This window comes from Erwinia phyllosphaerae, from assembly GCF_019132875.1.
GTDB lineage: Bacteria > Pseudomonadota > Gammaproteobacteria > Enterobacterales > Enterobacteriaceae > Erwinia > Erwinia phyllosphaerae.
The window spans coordinates 140,447-162,618 of sequence record NZ_JAHSPF010000003.1; the positions used below are offsets into that span (position 1 = coordinate 140,447).

A 22,172-nucleotide genomic window follows, 5' to 3' on the forward strand; every position below is an offset into this window, starting at 1 on the left:
ACAAAATGAAAGCGCTGTCCGTGGCAATTAATAGCCTGGCGGAAGGGCGTGCTCGTGCATTGTACGGGCAATACATCGGTAAATCTGGTAACACGAAACGCCAGCGCATTTATCAGGAATTTGGTTATCCCAACAACCTCACGTTTGACGATTTCTACAACGCCTATGAGCGCAATGCTATAGCCGGATCCGCAGTAAAACGCATGCTGGACGGATGCTGGGAAGATTTCCCCGAAGTCTTTGAAGGCGAGAAAGCAAAAGACGCGGAGGCCGAATCAGCGTGGGATAAAACGCTAAAGCGCCTACTGAAACGATGCTGGAAGCAGATTAAAGACGCTGACCGGCGCAATATGGTTGGCCGTTATTCAGCAATTCTTATTCAGTTGGGGGATAGCGGCAAATGGAGTGATCCGCCAAACGCAGCAGTCATCAGGCGCACCGGTGACAGGGCGCTGGTGAAGTTGATCCCTGTCTGGGAGTCACAACTTGACGTCAGCGTCTGGGATACCGATCCGGATAGCGAAAACTTTGGCCAGCCGAAAATGTACAGCTTTATTGAGTTACCGGTTGAAGGTCAGCAGGATGGCGCGCCGGCGAGACAAATTCCAATTCATCCGGATCGCCTCATTATCCTGGCGGAAGGTGCAGATGATGGTCTTTTAACGTCGGGTGTGCCAATGCTGAGGGCCGGTTTCAATAAGCTACTCGATATCGAAAAGGTTTCCGGCGGTAGTGCTGAGGGATTTTTGAAAAATGCCAGCCGCCAGCTTAATTTTGCATTCAGCGAAAAGACCGACTTCCGTGCGCTGGCTGGTGCTTTAGGCGTGAAAGATAACGAACTGGCTGATGCTTTAAATGAGCAGGTTGTCAGACTGAATGAAAATACCGATGCGGCAACGTTTATGCAGGCTGGTACGGCTGAAGTACTGTCGGTTGCGGCTGCTGACCCGGAGCCTACATGGCGGACGGCACTCAGTGAATTCTGCGCCACAATCCCTATACCGGTAAAAGTGCTGGTGGGTCAGATTACCGGCGAACGGGCATCAACTGAAGATATGAAAGACTGGGCACGCACGCGTATGTCGCGCCGTAACGGTTTTCTTGCCGATGTTATTGAGACGATTGTCCGCCGTTTCTGGTTAATTGGCCTGATTGCGCCAGCAGCTAACGATGAAGTAACCGTGTCATGGTCTGATCTACTGGCTCCCAGCCAGGCTGATAAAACAGATAATATGGCGAAAATGGCCGAAGTGGCTCAGAAAACCCAGCAGGCATTTGGCCGGGCTGCGGTGAAAGAAAACGAAATACGCGCAGCTGGCGAACTCCAGACGCTGCCTGAATACGAAAATGAAATGCCACCAGATCCCAACACTAAACCAACCGGTAAGGACCCGCTGACAGATGACGAAGACAGCGATAACCCGAATCGGAACGCCGATCGTACCGCGTAATAAAGCTGACCCCACGCAATCAGCACGACCAGTTGGCAGGATGTATCGCGATATTGAGCAGCGTTATCTTGGCATCAAGCGAAACCTGAAGGAGCTATTCGACCAACGTCTGACCGGACAGCAGCGCCAGGGCAACGCGCAGCAAAGTTATCTGGTCTGCAACAACGATGACGGGCCAGCCTCGTTCTACAAGTGCAATGCCGGCACCTACACCTACGATATGATTGCGGCGCAGCTTGCCGACCTGCTTCAGCGCGTCCAGACGATCCTGGACGATGCGCTGCTGGAGGGCGGCAGCCAGAATCTGTGGGCGCTGGATTATGTGGCCGCAGAGTATGAGCGCGGTACACATCAGGCATTCACAAATTTATCTGTGCAATCGCCGGTTTACGCTCAACAAACCACACTGATGCAGCTACTGAGTGCTCCGGCATATCAGAACCAGATAGCAGCCGCCTACGTCTCAACTTACAGCGACTGGGTGGGGCTCAGTGACGCGGCACGCGCAGACCTGGCAAATGTGGTTTCCGACGCCATAGGACGCGGCATTAATCCACGCGAAACAGCCAGGATAATCAGCAAGCGGCTGGATGTGTCAATGGCGCGGGCGAAGAACATGGCGCAGACCGAACAGGTTGGGGCGCTGCGTAAGGCACAATGGCAGGAAACAGACTGGGCGCGGGAAAGGCTGGGGCTGAATACTAAGCTGTTGTGGCTATCAGCGCTGAAACCGACAACACGGCGTTGGCACGCGTCACGTCACGGACGTACCTACACGACGAAAGAAGTGGAGGCCTTCTACGCCGAGAATAGCAATCGCTTCAACTGCTATTGCAGTCAGATACCTGTCATTCTCAAAGGCGACGGAAGTATTTCTAATAATGGGCTGACCCATAAGTTGGAGGAGGAGCTGAATCTTTGGAAGAAGACAGATTCCGATACATGATGTTAGATTTGAATTACTTTTCAAAAGGGGGTTCAGATGTCTAAGTATGATGAGTTGCGAATGGCTGTATCAAGTCTTGTTACTGCCGAAGATATATACTGGGAAAAGCTATATGATGCTTATTTCAACTTTCAAGCTAACTTCAGAGAATTTCTTGGCTTAACAAATGAAAAAGCAGTCGATTCTAAAGGTAAGACAGTACCAATTTTAATGACGGGCCTATACGACCCCTCCAGCAAGCAGATAATACCCACAGCACCTCCAGCTTTACCAAAAGAAGATCGGAAACTTTGCTTCCAGTTCTTATTGAATTTATGTAGCTATGAAACTGATGACATCCAAATAAGAAAGCTAATAAATGTCAAGGTAAGACGGCATGGTGACGAATATTATTTTGAGTTTGAAGGGTTTCCATCAGAGATTAAGTGCTATGAAATTGATGGCAATGTTGACATGACTCCACTTTTTGAGGCAGTTCATTCCGCCTTGATAACGAAATTAAACGTCAGAAATTAGCAGGTACCATCCTTAGGGTCGCTTAGGCGGCCTTTTTTTATTGCCTGAAATCCACCAAAGAGGACACAGCATGTCACGCATCTGCGTAAACGTGCTGTCGGTCATCAACTCCGCTTCAAACATCACCTCTGAAATCATCGATGGCGTTGAGCACATTGTCGTAAAGGACGTCTGTCCGGTCATCGACGATATTGTGCTCAATGGCGGGTTGTATCCGGCAGACGAAATAGCAAAAGGCTATAAGAGCCTTGAAGGCAAGTCCATGCCTTATGGGCATCCGAAAATTGAAGGCCAGTACGTTAGCGCCAGCAATATTCGCGCAGTGAACGAATACCACATTGGCGCTTTTGCCCGGAATGTCAGAAAAGATGCCGATCGCGTGCTGATGGATATGTGCGTGAACCTCCGTTATGCCGAAGCTACAGACAAGGGTAAAGAAGTGGTGAGCCGCCTTGAGGATATGAAGGCTGGTAAAGATGTTGAGCCCATCGGCGTTTCTACCGGTCTGGGACTGAATAAAGCGACGGGTTCCGGCACATCCAGAGGCAAAAAGTACAGCTGGATCGCGACCAATCAGGATTACGACCATTGCGCCATTTTGCTGCATGAAACCCCGGCAGGAACACCGCAGGAGGGCGTAGGCATTTTCGTAAATGCTCAGGGCGACGAGATGGAAATCCAGAACGCCAGCCTGGCGGACGCTGCTGACTGCACCAAAGAAGGCCTGCTTAACAAAACGAAGTTCTATTTCACCAATGCTTCCAATTTTTCCTTTGATGATATCCAGAGCGCGCTATCCAGCAAGCTACGTGCTGGCAAGCCTGCGGATTATTACGCCTTGCCGGAAACGGTGTGGCCCGACCGGTTCATCTATCGCGAGGAGCAGAAAACGTACCAACAGAAATACCTGATCAACGATGACTGCACTGCTGAATTTGTCGGAGATCGGCAGGAAGTCGTGCGCAAACCTACTGAATACGAAATTAAAACTAACGGAGAAAAAAGTCCGATGAAAACGATGATTATCAATGCGCTCAAAGCCGCTGGTAAGCCGACCGATGGTCTGTCCGACGATCAGCTGCTGGTGGCATATAACGAGCAGGTAGCGGCTGACAAGAAGGCAAAGGATGAAGCCGACGAAAAAGCCAAAAAGGAAAAAGAAGAGGCCGACAAGAAGGATAAGCAGCCAGCGCAGAACCAGGAAGAAATGCCAGCCTGGGCAAAAGCGCTGGCGGAGCGCGTCGACACCGTGGTTAACAGCCTGAGCGCTAATTCCGACAAAGAAAAAGGTGAAAAGCGCGCCGCGGTGAAAATGAAGTTTGGTCTTGATGATATGGCGGTAAATGCACTCGATGGTGCCGCGCTGGACGGACTGTATGCGCAGTGCCAGACCTCTACCTGCCTGAATGGCTCATTCCGCCAGGTCAACTCTAACCAGTCAGTCAGCGAAATGCCGGAGTAAATAATGGCTAAAGACGGAAAGCACGTAATTCACGCGGGCGGTATTTTCCATAACCCGCAGCTACATCGCGAAGGCGCGGCCGCAGCAGACACTCAACCAGGGACCATCGGCTACTTCGATAACACCACAAAAAAATTTACAGCGTCGGTAGCAGGTAACGAGGACGCAATTCTGTACGTGGCCAATTTTGACTATCTGCGCTGCAAAACGGTAGACGACACGATTGCTGCCGGCGACTGGGTTGTCGCATTCCACCCAACAGAGGGAGTTTTTTTCAATGTTCCTGCTGAAAAAGGCACGTATACAAAAGGACAGCCGCTGTCGATCGTCAATGGACGCGTTAAAGCGAAGGCCACAGGCGAATCTACGCGCTGTTTTGTTGAAGAAGATAACGCATACACCATTGCAACGGCAGGCGAACTCCTGCGCATTGTTATTAAGTAAGGAGCACCTGAATGTTTGTATTTTCCACTAAAAAGGCGACTGAGACGCGAAACCTTGAGGCTAACCAGGCCCAGTTTCAGGAGTTACAGTTTGCGCGTAACGCCAGCGCTCAGGCAGTGGCCGACTTTATCGCCCGAACCCGCTGGCGCGGCGCGGCAGCAAATGCTCCGACGCTGGACGCAGTGAACGCGATCGACGATATTCGCCGCCTCTATAAAGCCTATGACCAGACTGTTCTCGCCGAATTTGAGCCAAACACCGAGTTTACGCTGCTGAACGACCTGATGCCGCTGTCTCGCTCCGTTCGCCTGGAAGAGTCAGTGTACGAGTATGCGCGTAAAGGCGGCCGTGGCTGGGCGCACACGTCAATGTCCGGTCAGATCGGCGCGGCGCTGGATGCCAAGAGCTATACCTTCGACGGTACGATGGTGCCAATTCACGACAGCGGCTTCAAATTCAACTGGCGTGACCCGATCTTCAATAAAGGCTCTGCGTTGGCTTCGCTGGCTGACGCTCAGTCCGGCTCTGTTGATGATGTTCGTCGCCAGTACGTGAATTTTATTTGGGATGGCTTCCGCGATGCTGCTGGCAACTTCATTAAGTTCGACGATTACACCTGGAAAGGATTACGTGCAGATGAGCGCGTAGCTCAAATTACGCTGACATTTAATTTTGCAACCAGCACCGATCCGAAAGCTATTCGACAACAGGCAATTGACCTGCGCGATGTGCTGAAGTTGCAGAATTACCAATACGGTAAGCAGACCTGGTATGTTTCCGGCGAACTCCTGTCAAACTGGGAGCAGTATTTCGATGTCAACCAGACCCGCACCGTGCTGGCGGAGGTTTTGAAGCTGTCAGGCATTGAGGCAGTCAAAGAGGATGCCAAGCTGACTGGTAATGAAATCCTTATCGTTCCGTTGGGTTCAGGAGTTATCGCGCCAATCGTAGGCCAGGCATTTGGCACTGTTGCCGATCCGCGCCTGTTCTATAACAGCGATTACGTCTGGCGCACCTGGGGTGCTGCTGGGCTAATGGTCAAGCAGGACATTAACGGCCATTTCTCTGTCGTTCACGCCTCAAGCTAAGGAGCAAAACATGACACTCGTAAAAGTCCTGGGTAAAAACCTGTTTGCCGGTGCCGGATTCCAGAAGCTGGAAGCCGGGAAGGTGTATGAAGTGGCGGATTCAGTGGCGGAGAAGTGGATTAAATCCGGTCAGGCTGAAGTGTCAAAAGATAAAAAAGGGGAATCTCTACAGTCTGAAGTAGCCACGCCATCCTCAAGTGATTCAGCAGCCAGTGCTGACCTGCAATCTCAATTAGACGATGCTCTGGATCAGGTAAAACAGCTGCAGGACGACGCTGAAACCAAAGAAAAAGAACACGCCGATGCGCTGGCAGCAGAAACCAGGCGTGCCGATGACGCTGAAGCAGCACTGGCAGCAGCGACAAAAAAGGATAAGTGATATGGCCGCCCAAATTACGCTGGATGATATCAAGCCGTTTATAGCGGAACTGGGCTTTACGGTTCCCGATGCGTTACTTACCTTGCTGACAGAACAAGTAAGTGGAGTCTCCGCCTGTATGGAAGGGGCCGGGTATTCAGAAAACCTGCAAAAGCTGCTGCTTATCTACGCCGTCGCGCGCCTCGCAGCCTTGTCTGGTGCTCGCAAAATAGCGTCTCAGTCTGCTCCTTCTGGAGCATCCCGCTCTTTCACTTATGATTCTGCTGGGACGGATCACCTTTATTCGCAGATTCTGGACTGGGATAAAAACGGCTGCTTTTCGGATTTGCCGCTTTCCGGTAATAAGGTCGGTCTGTTTATGGTTGTCGGAGGCCGCTGATGGAGTGGGTGCCGGTAAGTCTGCGTCTGCCACAGCCATTCGAGCGCGTCTGGCTCAAAACATCAACGGGTCGGCAGTCTACAGGCTACGTTAACAGCAGCGGCCATTGGGTGATTAATTGCCCACGAATTGCAGCTGAGAATCCCGCAGTAACCCACTGGAGGTGATAGCCATGACCACCACAGCTAACTGGTCATATACGGCGATATGTACTCTCTGGCAGCGTTATCCCGACCGGAACGAGTATGGCGATACTGTCGGTTATGACTTTCCGGTAACGATTATGTGCGATTACCAAGGCGGACTGTCAAAACGGTTAGGTGATATCGGTGCTGAGAAAGTGGTGAAAAACACCTTCTGGACTGAGTTCGCCAGCGCCAGAACCGGTGATTACATTCTTATTGGTGAATCCTCAGAAGCCGACCCGCGCAAGGCCGGGGCAGATGAAATTATGCAGGTAATTCGCAACGCAGACACGTTCGACCGTCTGGCTGACGATTACATCATTATTACGGGAGTTTAATATGGGGGTGAAAGTAAAAGGTATCAGTCAGGCGCAGCAAGAAATGAATGCGCTGATCGATGACATTCAGGGCAGGAAGGCGGTGCGGGCTATCCAGAGCTCGCTTATTATTGGCTCTTCTCAAGCCGCTCTGTATACGCCAATCGATACGTCAACCTTGATGAACAGTCAGTACAGGGAGCTGAGTTTAGATGGCACCAGGTTAACAGGGCGTGTCGGTTACTCAGCTAATTATGCCGTCTATGTTCACGATCCAAACGTTCCGCAGACGTTCCGACGCGCAACGGCTCAAAAACTTTTTTTGGCTAAGGGATTTGAGGATACCCGCGAGCTTATCAACAGGACATTTAAAAAGGAAATGAGTCTGTGACCCCCCCGATGCACGTTCGTTTGCACAACTACTTTATCAGTGCGGGCCTGACCTTTGGTTTTTCAACCCAACTGCTGGCGTGGCGTGATAGCGGCAATTTATCGGATGCGTTTATTGTATTCCGGCCAAATGGTGGCTCAAACATCCGTAATGAACTTGGCGCTGAATATTACGTATTGGTCGATATTGTCGGTGCGAAGGATGATAACGAGGCAACTGACAAAGCAGTTCAGGAAATCATTGAACATATTCATGCTAACCCACTGCCCGGCGACTGCATTGGCTACATCGAAAACGTTGGCGGGATCCCTGCGCCAGTCCTGACTACCGAAGGCCGCCTGGTCTATCGGCTTCAGTTTGCAATCAAATACGGCGAATAGCCGCACTACATCACATCAAAGAGGATTTATCCATGGCAGATTGCCCATCAGACAACACCAAGTTGTTTGGCCGCGCCATTGTGCTCGAAGTAGCCGATGGCTGCCCTGATGTCTTCCCACAGGAATCAGAGTGGAAAGCTCTGGCCGCCGGCACAAGTAAGGGTTTCGACTTTAGCCCGAACAGCGTTACCAGCGATGCCGATGACACAAAAGGCTATGTCGAGAACATTGTCACCAACGCTGACTTCACTATTAATTTTGAAGGTGAGGTTCGCAAAAACGATAAGCTGGATCAGTACGGCGTTGGCCGCCTGATTAAAAATTTCAACACCGCAATTCAATCCGCGCTACAGCCCACGGTTTGGGTACGTATGGAGTTCGGTCCCGTCACTTTTATAGGCTACATGCTGATTAATGCACTAAGTTCGGACGGCGGTACTAATGACATCATTACGTTTTCCACCGAATTTAAGGTAGCGGCTGCTGACACAATCCAGATTCTGGATACAAACGATGTGGTCTCCGTTACGGGCGTGACCATTATGCCAGCTACCACGTCAATTGCAGCTGGCGCAACCCGCCAGCTTACCGCGACTGTGTTACCCGCTGATGCGACGGACAAATCCGGCATATGGAAAACGTCTGACACAACCAAAGCAACCGTCAACTCTACCGGCCTGATCACCGGCGTAGCCGCTGGCTCAGCGACCATCACTTTCACATCCAGTGATGGTGCTTTTACCGGCACGACTGCGATAACCGTTACTGCCTCATGACTGCCATTTCAGGGGCTTCCTGCTGGTGGCCCCAAAAATGTCTGTTACCGGATAAACTCATGACACCACAGAAAGAGATTGGCGAATGCCTAATAAGCCATGGCGAAGATGATTACTTTTTCCGGCCATCATTTGCAGCTATGTCTCGCATCGGCGAGCCGCAGGAGATAGTTAAGGCGTTTTATGACCTGTATAATGACGAGGTCACACCGTTGCTTCAGCAGGCGCTAGTGGCATTTGGTAAGTTGCCAGCGTGGCTGATTGATTTTGTGAACCGTAAGCAGATTGCCAAGTCAGCCATGATGGCAGCTATGGCGGTACTCACAGCATGCTGCGACCGAGACCCTGTAGCGCTTACTGGCGAAATTGTTCCCGGCAAATCTGGCAAATGGGCTTTCGTCTATCGCAAAGGGGCGATGCCGTCTGGCGACATGGTGTTGATTGCCCAGTCGCTCATTACCCACGGCATTATCGGCAAAGCGAAGGTTCGCCAGCTACAGCGGCATGAGTCAGGCCAGGCTACCACCGAATTTCGCGCGTTCGACTACATCAGCGCCGCCCGTAACCACTTCAACATGAGCCGCGCCGATGCTGAGCAGTTAACGATGACCGAATTTCAATTGCTGCTGGCTGCAAGATATCCGGATCAGAAAGGATTCACGCGGGAAGAGTACGATGCGGTTGCTGATGACTATCTGGCGAAGAAGGCGCGAAGATTGGCAAAGGGCTCTACTGCCTCTCGATAAAACTGAGTCGCTTAACTCTTTTCAAAATCTGCTCTATTTCCTTTTTTGAGTAACCTTCTAAGTTGAGAGATTCTCCTTCTGGCGTCTTAACAATGAATTTCTTTTTATCATTCCTTTTTAAAAAAGCGCGTAAAGCCAATGCGATTGGGGGAATAAAATATGGTGATTTGATTACTTCAATTACTATGTCATAAAGAGCAGAATCAAAAGCGTAGCCCTTCTTATACTTTTCTGATAATGCTGCTTCGACATTGTGCTCCTTCATTATCTTTATTATTAAGCCAACATCGTCGATTGGTACTGCTATGACGATGTTATGTAATTCATCTTTCATAAATATCTCCTGCAGGAAGTTTGGAATTAATTAGGGTCATTTTTTATTAGGAGCTAATAATGCTGGATATACCTCAACTAAAAAGTGCCGAACGTGGTTCACCAACCACTCGCAGCCACCAACCTCTTGGTGCCGATACCAAAGCCCAACTTTGTCAAAGGTTCCCCGATATTCCAGTGGGGAGTGGCTCCATAGAAGCATTGCGCGTGAGAAATCTAATGGGTGAGGTTCCGAAGTATCATCCGAGTATAAATCGCTGATCCAGACATAGAATTCATCATCAAGCCTTCGGAGAGTCTCAACGGATGCAGGCCTGCTGCTCGGGCGGAATGAAAAATCAAAGTATCCGGCGTAATAGTTCTCATATGGTCCAAAGTCACATCCAAATGTCATGAAAACCCCATCTGGACCATTAACCTCGCTGAGGAATTTTTTTAGCCATGGATAATTTTGCGCCTCATGGATTTCATTAATGCGTTTCGGTTCTAAAGTGAGATCGATACCGCCATTGTTGATTCTCCCATCTTCATGAATCTGTTTGCGATAGGGAAACCTCAAAAAATTGTCGTTAACGTTGTCTCTTTCCATGATGAATCCTCTGCTGTGAGTGTTAGCAGAGTATCCTGGCCCTAGCTTACACTCCATCCTGACAGATGATCAGTGCTTATGTTTTTTCACTTCCCCGCGGCCACACCGTGCTACGATTTGATTTTCATCATGGAGGTTCTATGTCTTTATCAATCTTTGCACAGCAAATTGAATCAATGTCTCGTAGCAAAAAAAAATTTGAGAGCGCAGCGCAAGATAAACTAACTGAAGCTCTGAGATCTTTCATTGCCGAAACGGGTATTGATTCTGGAGATGTTTTTTTAAAGCAGGACGGATTTTCGCGCGAAATTGCTGAAATACAGGTATTTAATGGAGAGTTTAAGTTTGATTGGGCTGTTAGAGTCTCGCATAATGAGCATCATCTTCAAGCGTCAGTTCCTGTTTACGCAGTCCAAGGTTGGGGCAGTGACTCCTTGATTTTCTTTGGAGTAGGTGAGCATTCAGCAGCGGGTGCAGTTGAGGATGAAATTTTCATGAAAAAATTAATTGATAGCCTGATGAAGGGAATTACTCAGGCCTTTAGATAATTCGACAGTATGCAAAAAAGCCCGCTCAGGCGGGCTTCCATTCTACATCCCATACACCCAAGCCATAAACTCATGCCATGTGAACAACGCGGCGACCACTATAACCACTGCTGCTGACATATAACCTAACATCCCCATACTCCGCCCTTTATTGGTTTGAGCGATGAGCTTCACACGGACGGGTGCGGATCATGAAAGAAGAAAGAGGACGATCTGTCCCGTTTTCTCTACTTCCTATCCTATCAGCTTCCCTTTAGGATTAACGCTACTGTTACTTATAGGGATAGGGATATGAAGAAGCTTTTGGGTATTGGCATTTTAATGCTCTTATCAGGATGCACCTCACCAAAATACAATTACATGCCGAGCACACAGAACATTAGTGAGCCACCACAAGGTTCTGTTAATACGGTGTATGTCGGTGACTCTCTGTTACGGCAAGGCGTGATTGCAAAATACGAAGGCTTGAAAGTGATTGCTCCTGCTAAGGTGTCATGGGCATATACTGTTACCCCCGGCTACTTGAAAAAAGTAGGGGAGGATTCAAAAGCTGAGTTTTATTTACCCACAGGGACGCCAGAATCAGCAAACGTAGATAAAGCAGCTCTGGCTGATATGTGGCAGGGGATAATGGCTAAAAAGGGCACAAAAACGCTGTGCGTTATAACTGTCTTTTCAGCTACGACTTGTGAGGACGACATGCCATTCGAGCATACAAATCTGAACGTCAGTAGCGATAGCAGCTTTCAACAGGCATTGCTCTACAACGGGCGTGTAGGTAACAAGATCAATATAGGTTACAGAGAGTCATCAGGTAATATGGCTCGTCCAGCTTTTAATAATGATGTTGAGTATGACCTGTCTGAATCGAAAACTATAGGTTATAAAGGCGCTCGAATTGAAGTAATTGATGCTACGAATCAGAGCATTAAATACAGGGTGATAAGCAATTTCAATTAAAAGCAAATTTTGCTGAAGACTTCGCTCCGGCGAGGTTTTTTTATGCCTGGAGACAAGCATGGCCGAAAAAGTGGGCGAAATTTATTACGAAGTCGGAGCTGATATTGCTCCATTATTGGGAGAAAGTGAGAAAGCTAAAGTAGCGCTCAATTCCCTCGGTGAAGCTGCAAAAGAAACAACGCCCGATTTTAATAAATTGAGTAAAGGTGCAAAAGCCGTTTCCTCAGCGCTGGCAATGCCGGAGGTCAATAAATTGTCTGCCAGGCTTGCTCAGCTGTCAGGAAAAATTGGTGCGTCTTCTGACGCCGTTCTGAATGCTTCAGATGCACAAAACAAATTCCACGGTGCCCTCGGCACGGTGGCCAGCAGGCTGGGGGCCGGGTATATATCGAATGTAGGTTCGGCCACAGCGGCGCTAATTAAACACGCTAAAGAAGCCGTGGCTGCCACAAATGCACAGCTTGATAACGCAGCATCCGCTCAAAAAGAAGTGGTAGCCTTAAAAGAGTCTGCATCTCAGCTTGTGGTAAAAGCAGCCGCCGAGAAAAAACTTGCCGAATCAGCGGTTCAGGTCGCCGCAACGGAAATGCAGGTAGCCGAAGCTGTTTTTGCGCGAAAAGAAGCTGAAGTAAATTCTCTCGCAGCGTTGCTGTCACGCCAGAAAGAAACCTTGCGTCAGTCAGAGGCAAACCTGCTTATCAGCAACTCAGAAAAGGCGGTTGCTCAGGCGATGCGCACCAGAAATGCTGTTGAAGCAACACAGGAAAAAATGCTCAGGCAGTCGAATCAGGCCGTCAAAGAGGTTACTGCTGCTGAAGACAGGGTGAGGCTTGCAAAAGTGGCATCAGCGGCAGCCAATGAAAAACTGACGCAGGCATTAGCTCTGGAGGCGGCGGCCGTTTCTACCGTAACAAAAGCCAGTGCCGCGGCAACTATTGCTGCTGAGAAACTGACTGCTGCCTCGAAGGTTCAGGCGGCGGCCGTGGCAGGTGCCCGCAGTGCATTATCTCTGCTTGGTGGGCCATCGGGTATTTTATTGCTGGCAGCAGCAGGCGTTTATTCGCTCTACCAGGCAATGAACGACACGTCCGGGATCGAAAATTATAAGCAGGAAATTGAAGACGCCGCCAGGCGTACCGAGTACTTAACAAAAGTGCAGGCTGAAGCTGTTGCAGGTAAGGCCAGAATCAAGCTGGTGGTAGATACCGCAGCGCTGAAAGATGCTCAAACTGAACTGGCCGAATTAAAAAACCGGCTCTATACAGCTTTGCAATTTAAAGCTGACCCCGGCGCTATTCAGTCGTTATCAGACCAGATTAGCGTAATGGCGGGGAAGGTTAACGGCCTTGGCGAGACGGTGCGAATAGGGCAGGAACGCATTGCGCAATTTACCCGACAAGCTGCGAAAGCTGGGGAAGCTACTACCGCTAATGCGGCTGCAAACGAAGTTTATGACAAATCAATGAAAAGTGTCATTGACTCTAATGACCTTCTGGAAAAGGCATTACATGAAAGCCTGGCGGCAGCGAGAGAAATGGCTGCTGAGAAAAGCCTGCGCAATGCACTGTCTGAAACGGGTGCATCGGCTGATGAAATGGAAAAGCAGGTGGCAAAACTCAAATCTGCTCTGGCAAAAAAGACTGAGCTCACTTTTGAACAGGAACTCAGGTCAATAGAGCAGAATATCGCAGCCCTGCGCCTTGAAATGGTCAGGGGGAAAGAGGCGGCAATTGAATACCGTGCAGCGATAGCGGCGGCAAATAACGGGCTTGATCCTGAGCAAACCCGGATGTATGTGGATGCAAAAAAAGAAGAGTTTGCGCTGACAAAAAAATTATCTGAACAGAAGAAAAAAGATGCTTCAGATAAATCCTCCGCAAAACGCGGGGCGAATGAGGCTGAAAAAGTCGCGCAGAAGCTCGCAAATATGAAGCGGCAGGCTGAGCTGGCAGCGAATTCTACCCAGGAATTAACGAGAGAGCAGCAGCTTTTAAGAGCTGAGCAGTCGCTCGGTGCCGGCGCTACGGAAAAGCAAAAGCTGGAGGCCAGAGATTATACAGCCGCTGCCATTGATGCTGCCGCCGCTGCAAAAGGTGTGACTGAAGCATTGAAAAACATTCCCGCAGAAGCAGAAAATAAATCCTATGCCGAGTCAGCCAAAAACCTTAAGGCAGCACTGGATGCGAGGAAAATCACACAGCAGGAATATGACGCCGTGTCCGAGAAAGCGGAGCAGCAGCACCAGATTAACCTTGCCAAAATCAGAGCGGAGAGTAATTCCGGCGTCACTGCAATTCAGGACGCGGCCGGTTCAGTTGATCCAGTGCAGGCTCTGGCAAACGAGAATGCCCGTAAGCTGGCTCTCATTCAGGAATTTGAAAACCAAAAGGTTATTACACAGCAGCAAAGTCTCGCTCTGGTAAACGCTGCAAACACTGAATATGAGCAGGCCCGCATCGATGCTGCGTGGAAGATTTGGGAGAATCAGAGCCAGGCAAACCAGATGCTAGGCTCTGCAATCGACTCGTTGCAGGGTGGGGCGACGAATGCGATTACCGGGCTTCTGAATGGAACTCAAAGCCTCAGCGAGTCTTTTGCCAATATTGGCTCCACAATCCTGAACAGCGTTGTCAGTGGGCTGGTGGAGATGGGCCTACAATATGTGAAGAACATGATTATGGGGCAGGCGGCTGCGGCTGCGGCGCTGGCCTCGACTACCGCGCAGGCGACAGCGGCGACAGCGGCATGGGCGCCCGCGGCGATGAGTGCATCAATCGCCACGCTGGGCAGCGCAACCTCTGTTGGAACAACTGCATATACAACGGCGCTGGCCGCCTCGAAGGGGCTGGCAATTGCTGGTGCTCGCAAAAATGGCGGTCCGGTCTCCGTCGGCTCAATATACCAAGTGGGTGAGGGCGGCATGCCTGAAATTTACCAGGCCAGCACCGGCAAGCAGTACATGATTCCGGGAGATAACGGCAAGGTTATTAGCAATAGTGACCTGCAAAATTCCGGCACTTCAGGCTCGACTATCCAGCAAAACAATTATTTCACCATTCAATCCTCTACGGGCGATCCGCAAGAGATCGCTAATCAGATGGCAAAAATAGCTTACGAGCAATCACTCAGGGCTATGAAAAATGAGCAGCGCCCTGGCGGCATGCTCCGCAATTAGGATTATCTAATGCCAGAAACTTTCACATGGAGCCCACAAAAAGGCTTCACGGTTAGCCGCGCTCCGAATGTGGCGGTAGTGAAGCTTGGCGACGGATACGAGCAGCGCCAGACGCGCGGCATTAATCCGCTGATGGACAGCTATTCGCTGACGTTTATCGGTTATGACGATGCGAAGTGCGTACGGCCTAACGTAGCGAAACAGGCCGAAGCGTTCCTGAAAGCGCGGATGGCCGTGGAGTCATTTTACTGGACGCCATCGGATACCGATACGCAGGCGCTGTTTGTTTGTCGGTCCTGGTCAATGAAGAAAACCGGCGGGCAGTACGAGCTGACCGCAACCTTTGAACAAGTACCGAGATAATTCAGGAGAGAGTATGAAAGTAGTTATCACTGTTGAAGGTAAAGAAATTTGGGCGCGGGATATTCTTTCTCAAGAAAATCTCACATCACTTAGCTATTTAAAGGACGGCACACAGCAGAAAATCATTGCCGCCCTTGAAGAATCACTTACACAGGCAAGAGCTCAAGAGAAGTTATCTTATAATGTTAATGGAATAGCGGATATTAGCTCGATGACCTGCAGGCAAGGCTAGCACCACATTCCAGTAGCCAGTGCTCGGGACAGAAATGTTTGCCGGCAGCATTTTATAGAAGCCTCCATAATAGCGGCAACTCCTGCCATTTTTATAATTGGAGTAATTCGTATCATCCATAAGCAGGACATTTATCTGATGAGAGCATTCAACGGATACAGTGCTTCCTCCGTCAATATATTCTCTACTGTGAATGTGTGACATGCCTTGTTCCTTAAGAGGTAATCAGCCATCCCTCATTGCTGTGTGCGCCCATGCCCCAAACATGGACGAGCTGAATACTCAACATATCCTTAACTGTCTATTGGCGAAATCCTGATATTCGATCAGTAACCAACCAGTGGTCGCCATAGTGCGGCCTTTTTTATGAGCTAAATATGAGAGATATCCCAGCAGAGCTAATCATTGAAAGTACTGACGCCGGAGTCGGCGCAATGCTTGACCTGTTCGAGGTCGAACTCCAGGCGTTCGGCGGAGACGTTATCCGCTTCCATTCCGGTACCAATGGCTATTACAACGATGTTATCTGGCAGGGGCGCGCTTACTCAGCCTACCCGGTTGCTGTTGAGGGCTTCGAAATAAAATCCGAGGGAACGTATTCACGCCCGACAATGAAAGTAGCGAACATTTTCGGCTTGATCACCGGCATCAACCATGATTTCGATGACGCACTTGGCGCGGTAGTGACGCGCCGGCAGGTATTGGTAAAACATCTGGATGCGGTGAACTTTCCGAACGGCAACGGTGATGCTGCTCCGACTATGGAAGCCGTGTCCCGCTACGTTATTGAAGAAATGGCCGAAGAGACGTTCGAGACCGTCACGTATAACCTGGCGACGCCGGTGGACTGCGATAACGCTATTATCCCGGCGCGAACCATTCTGGCGGATGTTTGCCAGTGGGTTTATCGCGGCGACGGCTGCGGGTATTCCGGCCCTGCGGTTGCGGATGAAAAGGACAACCCGACCTCTGACCTGTCAAAAGACAAATGCTCAAAGCATCTGCGCGGCTGCGAGTTCCGCCATCCCAAGCCTAACCCAAAGCCGTTCGGCGGCTTCCCCGGATCGTCAAGGGTGTCCTGATGATTGAACAAGAATGCCTAGCCTTCGCTGCGGCGTCGGCTAATGAAGTCTGCGGTCTGGTTATCGACGGTGAGTACCTGATGCGCTGCAGCAACGCGCACCCGGAGCCGGAGCGGCATTTCCGGATAAGTGACGATGATTGGTTGAAAGCGGAAGCGGCGGGAAAAATCACCGCCGTTTTTCATTCCCATCCCATCAATAAACTGGTGCTGTCCGGCGCTGACCGGCAGGCACAAATCGCAACCGGAATCGACTGGTGGCTTGCTAGCGGCGGCAGGCTCCGTAAGTTTCGACCTGTACCGCATCTGCTTGGGCGCAGCTTTGAACACGGTGTCACCGACTGTTACACGCTTTTCCGGGACGCATATCATCTTTGCGGTATTAATTTGCCCGATTTTGAGCGTAGCGCTGGCTGGTGGGTTCGTGGCGAAAACCTTTATCTGAAGAATATGGCCAGCAGCGGATTCAGTGAAGTGCCTGCCGCCAATATTCAACCTGGCGACGTCATCATCCGGCGCGCGTTTCCTGAGTCCGATCCCTGTCACGCGATGATATGGCTCGGCGACAATATGGTGCTGCATCACGAACAAGCTGGTCGCCTGAGCCGTCGGGAGCCTTACCGGCAGGCATACGTAAAACTTACTCATTCAATCTGGAGGCATGAGCAATGCTCAAATTTAAATTTGCAGGGCATCTTCGACGACATTTCCGCCAGATCGCTTTAAACGTTGATACCCCGTCGCAGGGATTACGCCTCTTGCTTGCCCAATGCCCGGCATTTAAACGCGATTTTTATCGTACCCGCATCAGGATGCGCGTTGATGGCGCTGACGTATCCAATGACACACTTTCACTTCATATGGACAGGCATCTGAAAGACGGCGCGACGGTGCTGTTTGTTCCGATCGTTGAGGGCGCGTTTACCGGTGCTGGTTTTGCTGTATGGGCGCTGGTGGCTGTCAGCGTGGCTTCTGTGGCGTATTCACTTTATATGACGTCACACATGAAAACTAAAACCAGTGCGGACTCAGCGCAATCAGATTCGATTACCAATAACTCATTTACCAGTATGGATAACCGGGTTGGTCAGGGTCGCCCAGTGCCGTTGCTTTTAGGTGAAATGGTTGTCGGCTCTAACGTTATTTCCCTCGGCATCGACACTTCGAATAACCAGGACTGGTCTATTTCCATTAGCTAAGGTGACACATGAGCTCAGGCGGCGGCGGTGGCAGCACTGCAAAACTTCTCGACGATAATCTCAAATCCAAGCAGTTTCTTAAAGTTCTCGACCTGATCAGTGAAGGGCCGATTGCGGGCCCGGTAGACCAGAGTCATTTATCATCATTCATGCTGAATAAAACACCCGTCACCGACGCCTTCGGAAACGTGAGCATTAACGGCGTAAGCGTAGCCTGGCGGCCTGGCTCGGCAACCCAGGCACCAATCACCGGCTTCTCTGCTATTGAGTCTACGACCATTGTTAACGCAGCAGTCACGCAGAACACGCCGCTTGTCAGAACGGTTACGGATACGGACGTAACGCGCGTGCGCATGAACATAGGCGTATCTGGTTTGGTTGAGCAGGATTCCAAAGGTAACCAGAAAAACGCATCGGTAACGATGGTGATCGAGACGCGCACCGGTAACAGCTCGTGGCAGACAGCGAAAACGGTGACGATTAAGGGGAAAATATCCGGGGAATACCTTGAGGCGCATCTGATTGACGCGCCGGACACAAAGCCTTTTGATATTCGTCTGCGCCGTGTGACTGCTGACAGCACCAGCGATCTGCTATCAAATGGCACCACCTGGAACAGCTTTACCGAAATTACCGACGACAATCTTTCATACCCTTATGCAGCAGTTGCCGGTTGTGTTGTGGATCGTGACCAGTATACCGACACTCCGACGCGAACCTACCACCTGCGCGGCCTGATTGTGGATGTACCGGACAACTATGACCCGATCAACCGCACCTACTCGGGTTTATGGACTGGTGGCTTTAAATCCGCCTGGACAAATAACCCGGCCTGGATTTTCCGTGCACTGGTAAAGAATACGCGGTACGGCCTGGCAAAGCGTGCTGGATACATTGATGTTGACGATGGCAGCCTGTACGTTCTGTCGCAGTACTGCGATCAGCTTGTTAATGACGGCTATGGCGGCCAGGAGCCGCGATTTACGCTCAATGCCTATGTAACAGAGCAAAAGAGCGCGCGTGACTTGCTGGACGACATTGCCGGGATGTTTCGTGGCATTGCGCTATGGGACGGCCTACGCTTTTCTGTCATGCTCGATAATCCGCAAGATCCGGTTGTGGCCGTGACGAATGCTAATGTTGTCGATGGCCTCTTCACATATAGCTCGATGAAACGTTCTGAACGCTATAACGCGGTAGTCGTATCCTGGACCGATCCGAATAACGGCTGGGAGCAGGTAAAGGAGTCCGTCTCTGATGACGAGATGATTGACCGTTACGGCTATAACGAAACGACGCTGGAAGCGTTCGGCTGTACGTCGCGCGGACAGGCTTTCCGCGCCGGAAAATGGTTGCTGGAAACGGCGAAAAGGGAAGCAAAGAAAGTCATATTCAGGATGGCGCGTGACGCAATCGCGTTTATGCCTGGCGATGTGATAGAAGTGGCCGACAATAATTACGCCGCGACGCGTCTCGGCGGCCGCATTATCTCGCATAGCGGTGCAGCTATTACTGTCGATGCCGATGTGTCTGGGCTGGCGGGCGGCGGTGATACCATGTCCCTGATGGGGTCAGATGGCAAATTCGTCAAATATCAAATTGCCAGAGTTAACGGCAAAGTGATCACACTCCGCAACACGCCAGCCTGGGTGAAAAATGGCACAATATTCGTTATCTCAACCGGCTCTGTAGCGACGCGTTTGTTCCGTGTAATGGGTGTATCAGAAGACGACAACAATTCCGCTTACTCTATCTCCGCAACGCTATACGACCCGAACAAACAGGCCGTCGTGGACGAGGGTGCTGTCTTCGATATCCCGAACGATACACTCAACGGATATCGCGTCCCGAACATCGAAAACCTCCGGATCGTTAACACCAATAGCGAGACCGTTCAGGTAACAGCAACGTGGGAGACGGGAACGTTTACGAAAAAAATCGTGTTCGAGCTGTACGTCTATAACGATGCTGGGGCTGTGGTTGCGCAGTACGAAACCGACCAGTTCCGGTATGAGTTTTACGGGCTGGTTGCGGGTAGCTACACGCTGGGCGTTCGTGGCCGCAATGAAAATGGCATGAAGGGGGCGGAAACGCAAGTCAGCCTGATTATCGGCGCCCCGGACACTCCATCGTTCATTCAATGGACGCCTGGCATATTCTCTGCTGACATTGTGCCGGTGATGAGCGTTACGGCCACAACCGATACCTCGTTCGAGTTCTGGTACACCGGCGAGATTCAGGCGGGTAGCATTGACAATATTGAGAATGAGGCACAATTCCTCGGCAGGGCTTCGCAATGGACGCTGCACGGGCTCAAAGCAGATAAGACATATTATATGTATGTCCGCACCAAGAACGCGTTTGGCGTGTCAACGTTTGTTGAAATAAGCGGTCAGGCGTCGGCTGATATCCTAGGGATGCTTGATTATATCGATGAGCAAATCAGAAAATCGGAAACGTTTGAGCGTTTGAGCGGCCAAATTGACACAAATATAGAAGGGCTGCTGCAGAACGCTCTCGACAACAATTCGTCAGTCGATTACCAGTTTCAGCAATTTGGAGAGGTCAGAGCCGATATTTTGACCGTGCGCACAACCATTGCTGATGTTAACCGCGCTATGGCTGAGCAGAGCACACTTGTGCAGGCGCAAATTGGCGATTTAACCTCATCTGTAAACCAGAAATTAACCGCCACGGTTAACTCCGATGGCACAGCCAGCGCGTTTTATGATGTAGGTCTGCAAATCCTGCGCGACGGGCAGTATTACAAAACGGGTATGGCGATGGGGATTGAGCCCTCTGGTAGCAGCTATAAGTCTACTATTGCCTTTAACGCTGACCAGTTTGGGATTTATACCGGCAGTAGTGCAGGGGGATATCAGCTGGCATTTGCCGCTATCAATGGACAGGTATTTTTACGATCGGCTTTTATACAGGATGGAACAATCGATAACACCAAAATCGGAAATTATATCCAGTCTACCAGCTATGGGAGCGGCGGTGGATGGCGTCTCAGTAAACCAGACAACAACATGGTATTCACTGATGAAAATAACACGGTCAGGTTTAAGGCGGGAAAACTGTCATGAGTACTTACGGATGGCAGGTTTTTGACGCAGCGGGCAATTTGCTTTACGACCATAGTGTCATTATGTCGCGCTGGCTCGGTTCTTACGATATCCCCCTGATGAGTTGGGGCGGGGCCGACTGGAGTCAGCGTATTAGTGGTATAGCTTTTAGCGGAGGCACGCCTTTCGCTTACTGCACGCCAATAGCAGGACTTATAGTCCCCTCGCAGCGGACTTATGCCTATTCACCGCCGGATATTTACTGCGGAACGAATTATATCGATATCTCATACAATGCTCGTATTCTTTCTTTCCCGGACGATACCAGCAACAGTCTGGCATTTGGTGGACTGACCGTTCACTGGGGTGTATACAATGGCTGAGTATGGTGTACAGCTGATCAATGATAAAAACTATGTTATTGCCAATGCCAGTGACGTTAATTATATCCTCCGCTCATCTGGCCAGATTAACAACTCTCAGTTTCCAACAAATACAGGAGGTTATTATTCCCGCGTGTATATGGATTTATCCGCATTTAATAACCCCATTATATTTTTCCGGCCTATGACAGCCGAGCAGCGAGTGGCATGCATTCCCGGTATTAACGACTTCCAGACGGCTGGTAGCGTAACGCAAAAACGTGCAACGGTTCTCAAGTGGCCGAATAAAGATATTGGCACTTTGCAATATTATATTTTTGATCGGTGGATACCACCGGAACGCTCAGAGTATGGAATGCAAATATTTGACGCAACAGGCGGCATAATATTCGACACTGGGTGGAATTTCATGATTGTGCGTGCTGTCAAATGGCTGGATCCCGGTTATCCGAACCACGATACGACCGATCCAGACGGCGGCAACTGGACAAATCTCGGCGCACTTGGCTCAGGTAACCTGGCGGTATCACTGCCAAATCCTCGGGGCTGGATTTACACAGGTTGGTCAACGTTTGGCGTTATGCTTTACGAGTGTGTTCACCTCACCGGCTCTGATAACCAGGCCGTTGTGTCTTTAGTACCACGCGGAGAGTATCTTGATATGGTTCCTGCAGGAGGGTGGGCACATGAAAATACACGATCACAAATGATGATTGTCGATGTTTCTCAATCACCAGTTAGCTATAATCCCGTAAGGATAGAAAATTAATTTAATTACCAA

Annotated in this window: 27 protein-coding genes; 24 read left to right on the plus strand and 3 right to left on the minus strand. The window is 50.2% G+C overall.

Annotated elements, in window-relative coordinates; all coding sequences use genetic code 11:
• The first annotated feature begins 5 nt into the window (after nucleotides 1-5).
• The 13 genes from KUE00_RS06495 to KUE00_RS06555 all read left to right on the plus strand — a co-directional run bounded on the left by KUE00_RS06495 (nucleotide 6) and on the right by KUE00_RS06555 (nucleotide 9,460).
• Nucleotides 6-1,451 carry an anti-CBASS protein Acb1 family protein gene (locus KUE00_RS06495; RefSeq protein ID WP_246759289.1) on the plus strand — a complete coding sequence of 482 codons (1,446 nt, stop codon included), beginning with the start codon at nucleotides 6-8 and terminating at the stop codon, nucleotides 1,449-1,451.
• Complete coding sequence (locus tag KUE00_RS06500) at nucleotides 1,402-2,397, plus strand: phage minor head protein (RefSeq protein ID WP_246758858.1); 996 nt, start codon at nucleotides 1,402-1,404, stop codon at nucleotides 2,395-2,397. The genes KUE00_RS06495 and KUE00_RS06500 overlap by 50 nt, the downstream gene beginning before the upstream one ends.
• A gap of 36 nt (nucleotides 2,398-2,433) precedes the next feature.
• Entirely contained in the window at nucleotides 2,434-2,913 is a 480-nt protein-coding gene (locus KUE00_RS06505; protein WP_246758859.1) for a DNA polymerase alpha/epsilon subunit B, read from the plus strand.
• Between the two features lie 70 nt (nucleotides 2,914-2,983).
• Nucleotides 2,984-4,375, plus strand: a complete 1,392-nt coding sequence (locus KUE00_RS06510) for a DUF2213 domain-containing protein (RefSeq protein ID WP_246758860.1) — start codon at nucleotides 2,984-2,986, stop codon at nucleotides 4,373-4,375.
• Between the two features lie 3 nt (nucleotides 4,376-4,378).
• Nucleotides 4,379-4,819: a hypothetical protein gene (locus tag KUE00_RS06515; protein WP_246758862.1), complete on the plus strand. Its 441-nt coding sequence runs from the start codon at nucleotides 4,379-4,381 to the stop codon at nucleotides 4,817-4,819.
• Nucleotides 4,820-4,830: 11 nt separating this feature from the next.
• The gene (locus tag KUE00_RS06520) at nucleotides 4,831-5,907 is read left to right on the plus strand and encodes a major capsid protein (RefSeq protein WP_246758863.1); all 1,077 of its coding nucleotides are present in this window, start codon (nucleotides 4,831-4,833) and stop codon (nucleotides 5,905-5,907) included.
• A 10-nt stretch (nucleotides 5,908-5,917) separates the two neighbouring features.
• Nucleotides 5,918-6,286: a hypothetical protein gene (locus KUE00_RS06525; RefSeq protein ID WP_246758865.1), complete on the plus strand. Its 369-nt coding sequence runs from the start codon at nucleotides 5,918-5,920 to the stop codon at nucleotides 6,284-6,286.
• Nucleotides 6,240-6,665, plus strand: a complete 426-nt coding sequence (locus tag KUE00_RS06530; RefSeq protein WP_246758866.1) for a DUF7370 family protein — start codon at nucleotides 6,240-6,242, stop codon at nucleotides 6,663-6,665. Before KUE00_RS06525 ends, KUE00_RS06530 begins: the two co-directional genes overlap by 47 nt.
• Nucleotides 6,666-6,837: 172 nt before the next feature.
• The gene (locus KUE00_RS06535; protein ID WP_246758867.1) at nucleotides 6,838-7,188 is read left to right on the plus strand and encodes a hypothetical protein; all 351 of its coding nucleotides are present in this window, start codon (nucleotides 6,838-6,840) and stop codon (nucleotides 7,186-7,188) included.
• Between the two features lies 1 nt (nucleotide 7,189).
• Nucleotides 7,190-7,558, plus strand: coding sequence for an HK97 gp10 family phage protein (locus KUE00_RS06540; RefSeq protein WP_246758868.1), 369 nt, complete (start codon nucleotides 7,190-7,192; stop codon nucleotides 7,556-7,558).
• Nucleotides 7,555-7,938 carry a phage tail termination protein gene (locus KUE00_RS06545; protein WP_246758869.1) on the plus strand — a complete coding sequence of 128 codons (384 nt, stop codon included), beginning with the start codon at nucleotides 7,555-7,557 and terminating at the stop codon, nucleotides 7,936-7,938. Before KUE00_RS06540 ends, KUE00_RS06545 begins: the two co-directional genes overlap by 4 nt.
• Nucleotides 7,939-7,970: 32 nt before the next feature.
• Entirely contained in the window at nucleotides 7,971-8,714 is a 744-nt protein-coding gene (locus KUE00_RS06550; protein WP_246758870.1) for an Ig-like domain-containing protein, read from the plus strand.
• 59 nt (nucleotides 8,715-8,773) lie between these two features.
• Complete coding sequence (locus KUE00_RS06555) at nucleotides 8,774-9,460, plus strand: DUF6246 family protein (protein WP_246758872.1); 687 nt, start codon at nucleotides 8,774-8,776, stop codon at nucleotides 9,458-9,460.
• Here the strand turns inward: KUE00_RS06555 and KUE00_RS06560 are convergent.
• Together KUE00_RS06560 and KUE00_RS06565 are read right to left on the minus strand one after the other, a co-directional pair.
• A complete protein-coding gene (locus KUE00_RS06560) occupies nucleotides 9,444-9,794 on the minus strand; it encodes a hypothetical protein (RefSeq protein WP_246758874.1) in 351 nt (116 codons plus the stop codon). The two genes, KUE00_RS06555 and KUE00_RS06560, sit on opposite strands and share 17 nt — an antisense overlap.
• Nucleotides 9,795-9,830: 36 nt before the next feature.
• On the minus strand, nucleotides 9,831-10,382 hold the full coding sequence (locus KUE00_RS06565; protein WP_246758875.1) for a hypothetical protein: 552 nt from the start codon (nucleotides 10,380-10,382) through the stop codon (nucleotides 9,831-9,833).
• A 140-nt stretch (nucleotides 10,383-10,522) separates the two neighbouring features.
• On the opposite strand from KUE00_RS06565, the gene KUE00_RS06570 reads away from it, so the two are divergent.
• The 5 genes from KUE00_RS06570 (at nucleotide 10,523) to KUE00_RS06590 (ending at nucleotide 15,660) form a co-directional block, all read left to right on the plus strand.
• A complete protein-coding gene (locus KUE00_RS06570) occupies nucleotides 10,523-10,930 on the plus strand; it encodes a hypothetical protein (protein ID WP_246758876.1) in 408 nt (135 codons plus the stop codon).
• Nucleotides 10,931-11,221: 291 nt separating this feature from the next.
• Nucleotides 11,222-11,890: a hypothetical protein gene (locus KUE00_RS06575; RefSeq protein WP_246758877.1), complete on the plus strand. Its 669-nt coding sequence runs from the start codon at nucleotides 11,222-11,224 to the stop codon at nucleotides 11,888-11,890.
• Between the two features lie 58 nt (nucleotides 11,891-11,948).
• The gene (locus tag KUE00_RS06580) at nucleotides 11,949-15,065 is read left to right on the plus strand and encodes a hypothetical protein (protein WP_246758878.1); all 3,117 of its coding nucleotides are present in this window, start codon (nucleotides 11,949-11,951) and stop codon (nucleotides 15,063-15,065) included.
• 9 nt (nucleotides 15,066-15,074) lie between these two features.
• Nucleotides 15,075-15,428 carry a phage tail protein gene (locus KUE00_RS06585; protein ID WP_246758879.1) on the plus strand — a complete coding sequence of 118 codons (354 nt, stop codon included), beginning with the start codon at nucleotides 15,075-15,077 and terminating at the stop codon, nucleotides 15,426-15,428.
• A 13-nt stretch (nucleotides 15,429-15,441) separates the two neighbouring features.
• Nucleotides 15,442-15,660 (plus strand): hypothetical protein, encoded by a 219-nt coding sequence (locus KUE00_RS06590; RefSeq protein ID WP_246758881.1) that lies wholly within the window; start codon nucleotides 15,442-15,444, stop codon nucleotides 15,658-15,660.
• On the opposite strand, the gene KUE00_RS06595 is transcribed toward KUE00_RS06590, so the two are convergent.
• The gene (locus tag KUE00_RS06595) at nucleotides 15,601-15,864 is read right to left on the minus strand and encodes a DUF1883 domain-containing protein (protein WP_246758883.1); all 264 of its coding nucleotides are present in this window, start codon (nucleotides 15,862-15,864) and stop codon (nucleotides 15,601-15,603) included. The two genes, KUE00_RS06590 and KUE00_RS06595, sit on opposite strands and share 60 nt — an antisense overlap.
• Nucleotides 15,865-16,037: 173 nt before the next feature.
• Here KUE00_RS06595 and KUE00_RS06600 point away from each other — a divergent pair, with 173 nt between their 5' ends.
• Genes KUE00_RS06600 through KUE00_RS06625 form a run of 6 tightly spaced genes read left to right on the plus strand, consistent with a single transcriptional unit; the run spans nucleotide 16,038 to nucleotide 22,160 of the window.
• Nucleotides 16,038-16,742 (plus strand): phage minor tail protein L, encoded by a 705-nt coding sequence (locus tag KUE00_RS06600; RefSeq protein ID WP_246758884.1) that lies wholly within the window; start codon nucleotides 16,038-16,040, stop codon nucleotides 16,740-16,742.
• A complete protein-coding gene (locus KUE00_RS06605) occupies nucleotides 16,742-17,467 on the plus strand; it encodes a C40 family peptidase (RefSeq protein WP_246758885.1) in 726 nt (241 codons plus the stop codon). Before KUE00_RS06600 ends, KUE00_RS06605 begins: the two co-directional genes overlap by 1 nt.
• The gene (locus KUE00_RS06610) at nucleotides 17,410-17,940 is read left to right on the plus strand and encodes a tail assembly protein (RefSeq protein WP_246758886.1); all 531 of its coding nucleotides are present in this window, start codon (nucleotides 17,410-17,412) and stop codon (nucleotides 17,938-17,940) included. Before KUE00_RS06605 ends, KUE00_RS06610 begins: the two co-directional genes overlap by 58 nt.
• An 8-nt stretch (nucleotides 17,941-17,948) precedes the next feature.
• Nucleotides 17,949-21,029: a TipJ family phage tail tip protein gene (locus KUE00_RS06615; RefSeq protein WP_246758887.1), complete on the plus strand. Its 3,081-nt coding sequence runs from the start codon at nucleotides 17,949-17,951 to the stop codon at nucleotides 21,027-21,029.
• Nucleotides 21,026-21,391 carry a hypothetical protein gene (locus KUE00_RS06620; protein ID WP_246758888.1) on the plus strand — a complete coding sequence of 122 codons (366 nt, stop codon included), beginning with the start codon at nucleotides 21,026-21,028 and terminating at the stop codon, nucleotides 21,389-21,391. Before KUE00_RS06615 ends, KUE00_RS06620 begins: the two co-directional genes overlap by 4 nt.
• The gene (locus KUE00_RS06625; RefSeq protein ID WP_246758889.1) at nucleotides 21,384-22,160 is read left to right on the plus strand and encodes a hypothetical protein; all 777 of its coding nucleotides are present in this window, start codon (nucleotides 21,384-21,386) and stop codon (nucleotides 22,158-22,160) included. The genes KUE00_RS06620 and KUE00_RS06625 overlap by 8 nt, the downstream gene beginning before the upstream one ends.
• Nucleotides 22,161-22,172 lie beyond the last annotated feature (12 nt).